At 59.5% G+C, this 13,013-nt stretch carries 12 protein-coding genes; 7 read left to right on the top strand and 5 right to left on the bottom strand.

From position 1 onward, the window contains the following. Positions 1–74 precede the first annotated feature (74 nt). Positions 75–761 (top strand): hypothetical protein, encoded by a 687-nt coding sequence (locus KD146_RS07230; RefSeq protein WP_212658034.1) that lies wholly within the window; start codon positions 75–77, stop codon positions 759–761. Positions 762–1,155: 394 nt separating this feature from the next. Here the strand turns inward: KD146_RS07230 and dgoD are convergent, their stop codons facing one another. Genes dgoD through KD146_RS07210 form a run of 4 tightly spaced genes read right to left on the bottom strand, consistent with a single transcriptional unit; the run spans position 1,156 to position 5,201 of the window. Next, entirely contained in the window at positions 1,156–2,349 is a 1,194-nt protein-coding gene (gene dgoD / locus KD146_RS07225) for a galactonate dehydratase (protein ID WP_249327605.1), read from the bottom strand. Further along, on the bottom strand, positions 2,346–3,620 hold the full coding sequence (locus KD146_RS07220) for a TRAP transporter large permease (protein ID WP_212658033.1): 1,275 nt from the start codon (positions 3,618–3,620) through the stop codon (positions 2,346–2,348). Before KD146_RS07220 ends, dgoD begins: the two co-directional genes overlap by 4 nt. Continuing rightward, the gene (locus KD146_RS07215) at positions 3,617–4,126 is read right to left on the bottom strand and encodes a TRAP transporter small permease (protein WP_212658032.1); all 510 of its coding nucleotides are present in this window, start codon (positions 4,124–4,126) and stop codon (positions 3,617–3,619) included. Before KD146_RS07215 ends, KD146_RS07220 begins: the two co-directional genes overlap by 4 nt. A gap of 52 nt (positions 4,127–4,178) precedes the next feature. Next, positions 4,179–5,201, bottom strand: a complete 1,023-nt coding sequence (locus tag KD146_RS07210) for a DctP family TRAP transporter solute-binding subunit (protein ID WP_212658031.1) — start codon at positions 5,199–5,201, stop codon at positions 4,179–4,181. 106 nt (positions 5,202–5,307) lie between these two features. Here KD146_RS07210 and KD146_RS07205 point away from each other — a divergent pair, with 106 nt between their 5' ends. After that, positions 5,308–6,090 (top strand): FadR/GntR family transcriptional regulator, encoded by a 783-nt coding sequence (locus KD146_RS07205; RefSeq protein ID WP_212658030.1) that lies wholly within the window; start codon positions 5,308–5,310, stop codon positions 6,088–6,090. 490 nt (positions 6,091–6,580) lie between these two features. Continuing rightward, on the top strand, positions 6,581–7,573 hold the full coding sequence (locus tag KD146_RS07200; RefSeq protein WP_212658029.1) for an NAD(P)-dependent alcohol dehydrogenase: 993 nt from the start codon (positions 6,581–6,583) through the stop codon (positions 7,571–7,573). On the opposite strand, the gene KD146_RS07195 is transcribed toward KD146_RS07200, so the two are convergent. Continuing rightward, positions 7,545–8,489, bottom strand: a complete 945-nt coding sequence (locus KD146_RS07195; RefSeq protein ID WP_249327604.1) for a LysR family transcriptional regulator — start codon at positions 8,487–8,489, stop codon at positions 7,545–7,547. The genes KD146_RS07200 and KD146_RS07195 overlap by 29 nt on opposite strands. Before the next feature lie 94 nt (positions 8,490–8,583). On the opposite strand from KD146_RS07195, the gene KD146_RS07190 reads away from it, so the two are divergent. The 4 genes from KD146_RS07190 (at position 8,584) to treZ (ending at position 13,012) form a co-directional block, all read left to right on the top strand. Beyond that, a complete protein-coding gene (locus KD146_RS07190) occupies positions 8,584–9,579 on the top strand; it encodes an NAD(P)-dependent alcohol dehydrogenase (protein WP_212658028.1) in 996 nt (331 codons plus the stop codon). Between the two features lie 111 nt (positions 9,580–9,690). Then, positions 9,691–10,434: a DUF4386 domain-containing protein gene (locus KD146_RS07185; protein WP_212658027.1), complete on the top strand. Its 744-nt coding sequence runs from the start codon at positions 9,691–9,693 to the stop codon at positions 10,432–10,434. A 524-nt stretch (positions 10,435–10,958) separates the two neighbouring features. Then, complete coding sequence (locus tag KD146_RS18545) at positions 10,959–11,300, top strand: DUF2934 domain-containing protein (RefSeq protein ID WP_427857061.1); 342 nt, start codon at positions 10,959–10,961, stop codon at positions 11,298–11,300. Further along, on the top strand, positions 11,300–13,012 hold the full coding sequence (gene treZ, locus KD146_RS07175; protein WP_282558795.1) for a malto-oligosyltrehalose trehalohydrolase: 1,713 nt from the start codon (positions 11,300–11,302) through the stop codon (positions 13,010–13,012). The genes KD146_RS18545 and treZ overlap by 1 nt, the downstream gene beginning before the upstream one ends. The last annotated feature ends 1 nt before the right edge of the window (position 13,013 follow it).

Raw genomic sequence — 13,013 nt, 5'->3', positions numbered from 1 at the left:
TCTGGACGCCCACCTTGCCAATGCAGGTACCTGGTGCAAACTGCCGACCTCAATGACGGGCTGGAGCGAATTAATTGGAGAAGTGGGCGTACGATCTGAGAGCGATGGCTTCAGAATTTAGGGAATCTCGTCGATTCAAAGATTTGACGGATGCCATTGATCGATACCATTCTGCATTCTCGGTACACGCTGATCTGCTGGAAGCCAAAAGAGCCATCAATACCCTGCATGAAGTCGAAAAAGACGAGAGCGAGCGGTTCCGGTTTGCCGCTGCGCTGATGACTCATGCTGTTGCTATGTATGCCCGTGCCACTATCTCAGATCAGGATGGTCGCCGGCCCGTTGATGTGACGAGGTCGTTCCCTGAGGAATTGAAGCACAAGCACGCTGCGATTGCAGATCTCCGCAATACGGTCGTTGCGCACTATGGCGTTCCGAAAGGTAGTCACGCTCATCGCTGGAACGACGAGCGAACCGTCCTTCGCTGGCACCCGGAGGGGCGTTCGTTCAGCTATCTAAGCCGTCGAGCAGGCTTCGTAGCTGAAGCAGTCAATGACCTTGCCATCTTGACCCGCCACGCTGGCTTGGCAGTCGCCGCTGCTATCGATGAGAGGGAACTAAAATTGCGTGCGCTACTCAAGAAATTTGAGAACGATCCTGAGGTTGCCGCAGTAGCTCAGAGATGCAGGTTCAAACCTGAAGCCTTCTATAAAACCGAGGTTGCCGTGGACGCCTTCTGGCATGGGGTCGGTTCAGAATAGTTGCAATGCTGACGGCGATGCGCCCCATTCCCGTCGCTTAGCTGTAATCCGCCACTTGCCGAAAGCGGCCGGGCAGCTTTGAGAGCGGTCTCGGCACAACATCATTTACTTGCGATCGCCCAGCATCATAGACGTGTGATGGTGCGGGCCGATGACGCGCTCTATCAAATGTCCAGTGTCGCGCCGCTTCGGCAACGTGCCCCAATCCGTTCATTCAAGCCAGAATTGCCAGTTCCCAATTGTAGACATGCGCGGTAACCGGTCTTGCCTCCGGTTGGGTGGTGTGCCGACGGTGTTGTTTCGGAACACGCCGACACGAAAGTGTGCAATCACTGATCGGAGGCGACACGGTTGAGCGCCGCGCTCGATCGCAAAACGTTTCCAGACTGATGCATCACCAATTGGCGATACGTCCATCGGGCAGAATCGCGTCAAGGGCCGGAATTTCTTCCTGCGCGAATGGGTGACGGGCCGCTGCTGCTTCGTCAATCTCGATACCGAGGCCGGGCGCGTCAGGTACGCCCCAGACGCCATTCTGCATGTCGAGTGGATAGGTTTGGGTACAAATATCGCGGAACCAAGGGACCAGGCCCACGGCCTCTTCCTGGATGACGAAGTTGGGGGTCGCAAGATCGAAGTGTAAAGCGACGGCACCGGCTATCGGCCCCATGGGATTGTGAGGTGCAACGCCCATATGCGCAGCTTCTGCGATGGCTGCGATTTTGCGCCCACCGGTGAGGCCGCCGCAGTGAGCCAGATCGGGTTGGATATAGGCCACCGCACGCTTTTCGGCGAGGTCAGCGAATTCGCGAGGAGTGAACAGGCGTTCACCGGTTGCCAGAGGACAGGATACTTGCCGCGCCAGGTCGGCCATCGCCGTGGCGTCGCCGGGTTGAATTGCCTCTTCCACAAATAGGGGCCGGATGGGGGCGATCGCATCGATATAGGCGCGTGCCGCTTCGACACTATCCGGTCGACCATGGAAATCTGTCATGATCTCAATACCATCTCCCACGCGTTCACGAACCGCGCGTGCGAGCTTTTCAACGTGACGAACTTCTGGCAGGGGGGCAGCGTAACCAGTGTAGGGGACAAAGCCCAGCTTGATGGCGTTGTAGCCCATCTCGACTGTTTCCTGCACAGCGTCACAGAATGCGTTGATGTCACTGGTGGGGACCTGGGCGCCGATCTTGGCGCGGCGTAGATGGGTGTAGACTGCCACATTGTCGCGTACACGGCCGCCAAGCAGGTCGTGAACGGGGACGCCAAGGGCCTTGCCCTTGATATCCCAAAGGGCGTGTTCAATTCCGGAAACCGCCGTGAGCCCGATGGCGCCGAGTGGCCAGAAGCTGAAACCAGTCATGCGACGCACGACATGCTCGATGCGCGTGGGGTCCTCGCCGATGACGAAGGGTTCGAGGTCCTCAATCGTGGCGCAAACAGCGCGCGTTTTCCACTCGAGCGTGGCTTCACCCCACCCATAGAGGCCTGGTTGGTCTGTCAGCACCTTGACGAATACCCAATTGCGATGGATCGCGTTCACGACCACAGTTTGGATGGCAGTTATCTTCACTTCGGCCTCACTCAAGGATTCAGAATTTGCGGTAGCCAAGTCGAAATTTCAGGGACGAGGCAGAGGATCACCACCGCTACAAGCTGGGCGATAAGAAAGGGCAGCAGAGAGCGCAGAAGTGGAATCATGCCGATGCTTCCCACCCGCATGATGACAAACAGCACAACACCTACTGGTGGTGTAACCAGCCCGATGGCAAGCGTGACCATCACGATCATACTGGCCTGCAGCGGATCAATGCCCAGTGCTGTCACTGCGGGCATCACCAGAGGCATGAAGATCAGGATCGCCGCACCGATATCGAGAAACGTGCCCAAGATCAGCATCATCACAGATAGTGCGAACAGGAAGTAGAGAGGTTGATCCTGGAAAATCAGCGCCGCTTCGCGGACGAAGCTGGAGATACCCAGCAGGTTGAGCGCATAGGACAGGATCGTTGCTGCGGCGACCAACAGGTAGATGGTGGCCGAAGTGCGGGCCGCGCGCATGAAGGCTTGCCAGAGACCAGCCATGTCCATCTTTCTAAAGACAACAACGGACAGAAAGATCGCATAAGCCACCGCGATGCCACCGCCCTCGGTTGCCGTGTAGGCCCCGAGAACCATACCGCCGACAATGATCAGAGGCAGCGTGGCGACAGCAACGCCCTCAATAATCATGCGCCAACGTGGACCTTGATTGTCAGCAAGGCGCGGGCGAGGCAAGCGGCCCCGGACTGCATCAAAGAAGACGATGGCTGCGCAGGAGGCGCCCAACAGGATACCTGGCCCGACGCCAGCCAGGAACAAATCGATGATGGAGACGCCTGTAACCGCACCGATCAGAATTGCCAGCCCCGAGGGCGGGATAATGGGTCCAATGATAGAGGAAGCGACAGTGACCGCGGCGGCGTAGGGGCGTGAATAGCCTTCCTTTGGCATCTCTTCCATGAAGACCCGGCCCAGCGCCGCAGCGTCGGCTACGGCAGACCCTGAAATGCCCGCGAAAAGAACGGAAGTGCCAATGTTGGCATAGGCAGTTCCCCCGCGCATTTTGCGCGTGGCACCCGAAGCGATGGCAATGAGCCTGGTCGTAATGCCGCCCTGGCTCATGATTTCAGCAGCCAGGATGTAGAACGGGACCGCCAGAAATATGAAACTGTCCACGCCGGTGAACAGGCGTGTCGTGACGATGGACAATGGAATATCGGCCAGCAAAACGCCGATCAGGCCGGCCAGCCCGAGTGAGAAGGCAACTGGCACACCGATCAGCAGCAGGCCGATGCCGGCAAGAGCGACCCAAATCATGCTTTGCCTCCTGCCGCGTCAGAAGTCCTGCTCTGCTCGTCCCAGCCCCCGAACCAGGATAGGCCAATCTGAATGAGAAGCAGGGCCGACCCGACGGGTAAGGCCATATAGGGATAGATCATGGGAATGCCCGAGGCAGGGGCGACCTGGCCGGCATTGCGCAGCGCAAGAGGCCAGCCATAGACCAGCACGACCAAACAAAATATGGCGCCGACAGAGTAAAGAGCCGAGCGCACCAGAGCGCCGTAACGCGGCGCCACCATGGATTCAAGGCTCTCGATCCCCATGTGTTCAACCCGATATACTGCGGCCACGGAGCCCAGCATCATCAGCCAGATCATCTGATAGCGCATCAGTTCTTCGGTCCAGCTAAAGCCGATACTGAAGGCATACCGGCCCACGACCTGCGTGAGATTGAGGGCAGTGACAGAGATCAACAGCAGTGTCGCCAGAATCTCGCTCGCACGGGCGAGCAGGAAGGCAGCGCGGTTCGCAAATGCCTGCATGGCAAGTTTCCTTCAATGCCGCGGACCAACGGTCCGCGGCGGATGGGATCGCTTACTCGGAACCGTACATGCGGGCTTTTACGGTCTCTACTTCCGCGAGAAGGTCGTCGACCAGTTCATCGCCAACATTGCTGCGAATAAACTGCAGCACCGGCTCCTGGACAACGTCACGGAAGGCGACCTTTTCCTCAGGGGTGGAAACATGGATTTCCATCCCGAGCTCGTCCTGCAGCTGGCGGCTATAGAGCCAGTCGCCCTCGGTCTTTTGCAGGTTCTCCGTCCAGGCGGCCAGCTTGGCAGCATCCTGGATGATCTGCTGGTGACCTGGGGTGAGCGATTCAAACCAGTCATTATTGGCAATGACCACATGAAGTCCGAAAGTGTGTTCGTTCAGCGTGTAGTACTTCTGAACTTCGCCGGCACCACCGCTATAGACAACTGCTGGCGGGTTCTCCTGCCCGTCTACCACGCCCTGACGCAGGGCCATCACCACTTCAGCGCCGCTGATCGGAACGGCTGTCGCGCCAAGTGACTTGACCATTTCCATATAGACCGGGCTTTCCATGGTGCGGATCTTGAGGCCCGCCATGTCGTCGGGATTGACGATTGGCCGCACGTTGTTCGTGAATGAACGGAAGCCGTTCTGCGAGAACGCCAGCGCGCGCATGCCGGTCTGCTCGAGGATATCCTCGCGCATGGCGTCGCCGAACGGTCCACTCATGACCTCCCAGGCGATTGGGGCGCTTTCAAAAATGTAAGGAACTGACCAGACCTGCATGGGGGGATAGAAGCCCGCCATGGCGCCGTCAGCTGGCAGCGTCAGTTCGAGGCTGCCCTGCTGCACCTGCTCCAGCATTTCGCGCTCGCCGCCCAACTGATTGCCCGGGAACAGACGAACGGTAATTTCGCCATTGGTCTTGAACTCGACATACTCCTTGAAGCGGAGCACGGCGTTATATTCGGGGTAGTCGCCCTCGGCGACACCTATGCCAAACTTGATTTCTTCAGCGATACTGACCGATGAAAGGGACAAAACCCCCATCAGAGCGCCGATTGCAGTACGGATATTAAACATAATTGTCCTCCCTAGATCGGCCTTTGGGCCGAGTTGGCTTTTGGTGGTTTCTAGAGCACCATCGCCAAGATCATGCATTTCTTTAGATCACATGTAAAGGTTCGTAGTGAGAAACGATGACGCGCAAGTGGCGCCGCAACCAAAAGTGTCCGGCCTTTTGCGTGCCGTGATGGGATCGGCGCTCCCCACCGGGGCAACCAAGATCGCAGTGGACGATCTAGGGCGACGGATTGCGAACGACGTTTATCGTCCCGGCGAGATCATGCCGACAGAGCCCGAGCTGGCAGTTTCTCTGGGCGTCAGCAGAACCACGGTCCGCGATGCTATCAAGGTCTTGTCAGGCAAAGGCATGGTGCGCACGGCACGACGCTATGGCACGCGTGTGCGACCGATAGAAGAATGGAGCCTTCTTGATGCGGAGGTCGTGGCCTGGCACGAGCCGACCCATCCGCGGCTGCAATCAATGTTCGCCGAGACGACTGAGCTCCGCGGCATCATTGAGCCACAGGCCGCCGCATTGGCTGCGGTACGCGCCACTGACGCGCAGGTGGCAGCAATCTTGGACGCAGCCTATGCGATGCATCCCAACTCGGGGGCGGTTGAGGATCTATTCAACGCGGACTGCAATTTCCACGCCACTATCCTGGAAGCCACTGGCAATCTGATGATGCGGCAATTGCGCCCCATCATTCTCACCATGCTCTGGATTTCTTACGAATATGGCGTGCTGGCCAAAAGCCCCGAGCCGGTGACTCGCGAGGGACACATCAAAGTCGCCGAGGCAATCCGTGCAAGAGATCCGTCGGCCGCGCAGATAGAAATGGCAAAGATGCTGGAATTCAACCGCAGGACCGCGGGCCTTGAAAATCTGCCCTCCGCAGGGTTCTAGGGAGTGTGCGAGTCGAGAAAAGAAGCAGATGCGGCACTGCCATGGATAAGTTGGCTGGCCAAAGACCGACCAGCCAAACCCAGGCGTCACCAATGACAGCTCGCAAGTCGCACTGCAGCACTTTGGCACGGATTTCGTTAGGGGGCCGATTATGTCCGATACGACGACCGCGTTGCCGAAAGCTGCCAGTCTGCTACCGGCCCCGGCTCTGTCGTCGGTCGGAAACTCAATAAACGGCAGGTTTCGGGCAGCGACGCAAGTCACTCGAACGGCGACAAAGGGGTCGCCAACTGCCAGGCAGAAATGCGCCCCATTTCTGCCCTTCGGGCAGGCTTTTCGAATTTCTGAAAGCGGTCGGTTTGGTTGGCCTCTCTCCCGCATCAAAACTGCTGGGAACCCTACACATTTAAGGCTTTCCGCTGTCTTGCGCCAAGATGGGCCGGCCCCGTCGTGGTTGTCATCGAGATCGCCTTCGCTATGGTGGGGAGTGATGAGAGCTGTTTACTGTACGCGCTACGGCCCGCCCGATGTCCTTGAGCTTCGGGACGTGCCCAAGCCAGAACCAAAGCCGGGCCAGGTGCTAGTTCGGGTCCACGCTGCGGGCATAACGCTGGGCGACTGCGAGGTCCGCGCCTTCAAGATGGTCAGCTGGGTTTGGGTACCGGCACGTCTGGCGATTGGCATCACCCGGCCGCGGCAGCCGGTGCTCGGCATGGAGGTGGCAGGTGTTGTCGAGGCGCTTGGCGAAGGCGTCACGCGCTTCAAGGCGGGGGACCGGGTTTTCGGTCCAACAGGGTTCGGTATGGGGGCTTATGCCGAGTATGCGACCATACCGGAGGCTGGCAGCCTGACCACCATTCCGCCGACGCTGAGCTATGCCGAAGCAGCGGGAATTCCGACCGGCGGTCTCAACGGCCTGCACTTCGTCCGCAAGTGCGATCCGCAGCCGGGCGAGAAGGTCTTGATCAACGGCGCTGGCGGCTCGATCGGCATGTTCGCAACGCAACTCTCCAAGGAGGCGGGCGCTGAGGTGACCGCGGTCGACAGGGTGAGCAAGCATCAGATGCTCAGCGACCTCGGCGCCGACAAGGTCATTGACTACGAGTCGACCGACTTCTGGCGAACCGGCGAATGCTATGACGCGATCATAGACGTTGTCGGGCTCAGCCCATTTGGACCAAGTGTCACCGCACTCAATGATGGAGGACGCTACTTCTTGGGCAATCCGCACACGCGCCAGATGCTGAGGGGGCTGGTCGAGAACCGTCGCGGACGCGTGAAAGTGCTGTCTCAGCTCGCAGGCGAACCGGTCGAGGACCTCGACTTCCTCAAACAACAGATAGCCGTCCGCAAGCTCAAGGTTGTTGTCGACAAGGCCTTTCCACTCGAAGACGCGATCGATGCGCATCGCTATGTCGAAAGCGGCGCCAAGACCGGCATCGTGGTGCTCGACGTCAGCGGCGAGGCTTCTTCGCGGGGGTAGAAGTCGCCGCCGGAACTGCCAACTCGTCGGCAAGAAAGTCAAACACGAAACGCACGCGCCGCGAGGTGTTGAGTTCGCGGTGCGTCGTCAGCCAGGTCGGAAAGACGAGCGGCTTGGCAACCCCGTCCAGCACCCGTTCGACCCCATGTTCCGCGTCTCCCAGCCGATCAGGAATGACGGACAGGCCGACCCCGAGCTTCACCAGCTCCCAGTGCATCGCCGTACTCGGGCTGATCACCTTCAGGTTGGTCCGGCTCACGGACAGGCCGACCATCTCATTGAGGCTGTGAACAAATGTATCCGGCGGTTCGTAGCCGATGAAGTCGGCGCCGTTGACCTTCTCCAGCGTTACCGGACGGCCCAGCCTGTCTAAGTAGTCACTAGAGGCGAAGAGCCGGGCGGTACTTTCGCTAATCTTCTTCGCAATCAGTTCGGGCTCGGTCGGACGGAAGCTGCGGATGGCGATGTCAGCCTCGCGCCGCCGCAGGTCGGCCGCGACATTGGAACCGAGGACCTCGATGTTGATGCCGGGAGCTTCACAACGAAGCTTGGCGATAATCGGCGGCAGGAGGGTCAGCGCCTCGATCTCGCTGGCGGTGATGCGAATGCTTCCCTCAACCGACTGCGTCTGCCCCGAAGCGGTCAGCGACACGCCGGTCGCTGCTTCGCCCATCCTGCGGACCTGATCGAGCAGTTCCAGCCCGGATGGCGTCAGGACCAGCCCCCGTCCTGCCCGTTCGAAGAGCACCACCCCGAGCTCTTCCTCCAATGCGTCGACTTGGCGGCCGAGCGTCGGCTGGGTCATGCCGAGCGCCCGCGCCGCGGCAGAGAGCGAGCCTTCCTCGGCCGTGACGAGGAATGCGCGCGCCCTGTTCCAGTCGAACTTTACTGACCGCCAATCCATACGGATACGCATACCAAAAGAAAGAATTCAGTCAATTTCTAATGGGAACAGGGACGCCTAGAACTCCCTCATTCAAACAGCAACGACGTGGATCGAGGAAATTACAATGAAAGCTGCAGTGAACAAGGACTACGGACCGGCAGAGAAGGTGGTGCACATCGCCGAGGTAGCGCGCCCTGAAATCAATGACGAAGAGGTCCTCGTCCAAGTCTACGCCACGTCGGTCTCGACCGGCGCTTGGCGCATGGTCGAAATGAATGCCGGCGGCGTGCTGCAGATTCCGGCGCGGATGATCTTCGGCCTTTTCCGCCCACGCAATCCGATCCAGGGCGGTAGCTTTTCGGGCCGTGTCGTTGCGGTCGGCGCTTCGGTCACACGCTTCAAGATGGGCGACGAGGTCTTCGGCGTTGTTGGGGCCGGCGCACACGCCGAGTACATCGCCATTGCCGAGGACAAAACCATCGTCAAGAAACCGGAAACCCTTGGCTATGGCGAAGCGGCGGCGCTGCCCTTCGGTGGCCTCTCGGCCCTGGTCTTCCTGCGCGATTTCGCCAAGGTTCAGTCCGGCCAAAAGGTGCTGGTCACAGGCGCATCGGGCGGGGTTGGCGTGTTCGGCGTACAAATTGCCAAGCACCTCGGTGCGGAGGTTACTGCGCTCACTAGCACCGACAATGTGGAGTTGGTCAGGTCGCTGGGGGCTGACCACATCATCGATTACAAGCGAGTCGACTTCACACGCGGCAAAGAAACCTACGACGTCATCTTTGATACCGCGGGGGTATCGAGCTTCCGCGAGGCCGCGCGCGTCCTGTCACCTGGTGGACTTTTCGTGCCGCTTGAGTTTGGTGTTCCGGACATCCTTCGCTCGATGCGTACCGACCCGCAGGGCCGCAGGATCGTAATCGGCGTCAACGGCGACAGCGCCGCGGACCTGGCTGTCCTCGCTGACCTCGTCGAGAGCGGCGTCGTCCGCTCGGTGATCGACAGCATCGAGCCGCTGACTGGCATTGCCGACGCGTATCGGCGGGTTTCCGAGCGGCACAAGGTGGGCGCGGTCGTGGTCAACGTCGCCATGCCCCTCCCGGTACGCGCTGCCGCCTAGCGCCTCCGTTCCAATCTCACGCGAAGGCGCTCGCGCCTTTGCCCACCGTCATCCCACCGGCCGCTGGTTGCGGCCGGCGACCGTCACCGCCTTGCCAAATCGGAGAGTTCCATGACCAACACTGCCAATGAAACGACGCGCTTTAATTGGGCCCGTGCGGCCGGTCTCGCCTATCTTGGCGTGGCTATCCTCGCCGGCTTCGCCGAATTCTCCGTGAGGACCGGCATGGTCGTACAGGGCGACGCGGCGGCCACGATGTCGGCAATTACGGCCGACCAGACCACCTACGCGCTGGCAGGTATCGCCGATCTTTTCGTGCTGCTGCTCGACGCCTTCCTCGGTCTCGCCTTCTGGGTGCTCCTGAAGCAGGTCGACAAGAACCTCGCGCTGCTCGCACTCTTTCTAAACCTGTTGCGACTGCCGTGGATGGGCGCCAACGTCGTCTATCACTTCGGCGTGCTGCTCCTCGTCAACGGTGCGCTGCCGTCCTTCCCGCCGGAGCAGGTGCAGGACCTCATCCAGTTCCTGCTCAACCTGCATGCCTACGGCTACACCGCGAACGGCATCTTCTTTGGCGCATGGTGCTTCACCATCGGTCTACTGTTCTACCGCTCAGGCTTCGTGCCGAAGCTGCTCGGTATCGTGATGATGCTGGCGCTCGCCGGCTACTGGACCGACCTGTTCGTGGTCTTCCTCGCCCCTGAGCTCGAGCCGATGGTCTCGCCGTTAGCCGTGATACCTGCAGCGCTCGCGGAGATCGCCACGTGCCTGTGGCTAACGATCATGGGCGGGCGGGTGCACCGGAGGTTCATTTCGGTGCACGCCCGCGCGGCCGTCGCCCAGGTGCAGTCTTAGCCGCGCAGCAGCGGACGGATACCCGGTCTTGCCCCGGGCGTTCTCGCCCCACAAACAAGGAGCCAAGAGATGGACGTTTTCTGGATCTTCTCGGGCATTGGCGTCATGGTTTTCGGCTCGCTCGCCGGAGTTGCCCTGCTCGTCATTGCCCTCCGCTCAGCGAAATGACCTGCCTCCCAGCTCACGTTGTCGGAAGGTCATTGCAGACACGTGCCTGGAGCGAGCTCAAGGATGCAGTGCTGGGCCAGAAAAACTGGCCTCGTTAGCTGTCATGGCCCATCTCCGGTAAGCGAAGAGGTGGGCGGGATGGACGGCTTCCGGCCCCAATAAGCCGTTGGACCGGCCGCGTGCTCTATAGCTGCTTCCCGTAATGCAGCCCCCAAAGGCGGACAGTCCGCAATCGGCCCCATTCTTGCTATTGCCCGAACTCCGATAAACGGCTGAATGGGGGCCTGGAGCGGAGAATGAGCTTTTGACCAAGCGCTGCCAAAAGCAGACATGAGATTGGAACCCTTCGGTATCTCATGATGGCCCGTTACCTGGCAGATAGGTTTTGGCGACTCCATGCGAGAACCGGACAAGTTAACCCGAATTCTGACCTGCGATGGAGCGAAACGCACTGTTCCGCATTACAGGCATGCATTCGGAGAGCACTGATGCAGAAAGCAGGCAAAGGTCCCTGGGTTGACCCTCTTTTCCAACAAAAGGTGCTGCACACAGCATACTTTCTATGGGAGGAGGACGGGAAACCCAATGGTCAGGAACAACAGTACTGGTTTGGAGCTCTCGAGCGGCGCCTTAGGGTAAGGGAAGCAGATGTAATGCTTCAAAGGCCCCCTCTGGCTTTGCCAGGAGGCCAATTCTAATGTCGCATTGGAGTGTAAAGCAAATAGGCGCGCAGTGGCGGGCTAGGTTATGGTCGCCTTCTGCGAACGCTGTGTCCATTGCGGTCGGCAAAGGGCGGCCAATGCGCATGGATCGCGGCGACGACGGATTCTGGGAAACCGCATTCTCTGCTGAAGAAGGTGAACACTACAGCTTCATCGTTGATGAAATCCGCTATCCGGATCCGGCCAGCCGCCTGCAAGTCTCAGACGTCCATGGGCCTTCACGCCTGGTTTCGGGCGCGGATTTCGAATGGGCACCTTCATGGAAAGCGCGTCCCTTCAACGAATATGTCCTATATGAACTGCACATAGGCACATTCACCCCGGCCGGAACATTCCGCGCCGCGGCCGACAAGATGGGCGAGTTGGCAAAACTCGGTTTCACCGCAATCGAGATCATGCCGGTCAGCCAGTTTTCCGGGTCGCGAGGCTGGGGTTACGACGGAGTACTGCCCTTTGCGCCACATCCAATCTATGGCTCGCCCAACGATCTGAGACATCTCGTCAACACTGCTCAGCACAATGGGATATGCGTCGTTCTCGACTTGGTCATGAACCACTTCGGTCCAGATGGCGCCTATCTCCACACGATCACACCGGAATTCTTCGACCCCGACCGGCACACCCCGTGGGGTGCCGCCATCGACTTTTCGCGAAAAGCGGTGCGTCAGTTCTGGATCGACTGCGCACTTATGTGGTTGGAGGAGTACCGGCTCGATGGGCTGCGGCTCGATGCCGTCCATCAGATCCGGGGTGAAGGGGCAGCCAAGTTCTTGATGGAAGTGGGCGAAGCTGTTCGGAAACAGGACCTGGGCAGGCCTCTTCATCTCATTGTGGAGGATGAACGCAACGAGCCCACGCTGCGCGGATCAGGGCTGTATGCGGCCAGCTGGAATGATGATTTTCATCATGCGGTGCATACAAGCCTGACAGGCGAGAGCCAGGATTACTACGTCTCCTTTGCACAAGACCCGATTGGAGATCTGGCCCGTGCGCTGGAGCGTGGCCATATCGAGGAAGGCCAGCCGCGAGAGGGGCGCGACACGCCACGCGGTTCGGACTGCGCCTACTTGCCGGTCACCAGCTTCATCAATGCCATCCAGACCCATGATCAGGTCGGCAACCGCGCCAAGGGCGAACGGCTCCTAACGCTGGCCGACGAAAACGCCGTAAAGACGGCGTATGCCTTGTTGCTCACGGCTCCCTATACGCCCATGATATTCATGGGAGAGGAACGCGGGTCGTTGTCCCCATTCCAGTTCTTCGCTGACTACGAAGGCGACTTCGCTGACGCCCTGCGCAATGGCCGCGTCGAAGAATTTGCAGGTATCGCCGCGCTTGGGGAGGCGGTGCCCGACCCGATAGATCCAGCGACCTTCCAACGCTCCCGGCTGGATTGGTCCTCATCTCCTGCTGCTGACGCCTGGCTGCGGCTCACTCAGCAGGTCCTCGCATTTCGTAAGGCTTGTATTTTTCCCCTGACTGCCACCTTACGCCAGCACAGTACGGCTCATGTCGTCGGCGAAAAGGCCTTGACTGCACACTGGGAGTTTGAGGCGGGCGAGTTGATCATCGATCTCAATTTTGGAGAAATAGGCCAGCATGCGCCAAGGGCGCGCGAGCCTGACTTTGCGCTCTTCGATCTACAGCGCGATCCCTACGCCCTTGCCGCCTGGAGCAAACTGACATGAT

Origin of the sequence: Devosia litorisediminis, from assembly GCF_018334155.1 — a bacterium.
GTDB lineage: Bacteria > Pseudomonadota > Alphaproteobacteria > Rhizobiales > Devosiaceae > Devosia > Devosia litorisediminis.
Note: the sequence above shows the minus strand (reverse complement) of the source record. Positions and strands in the feature narration are given on the sequence as shown.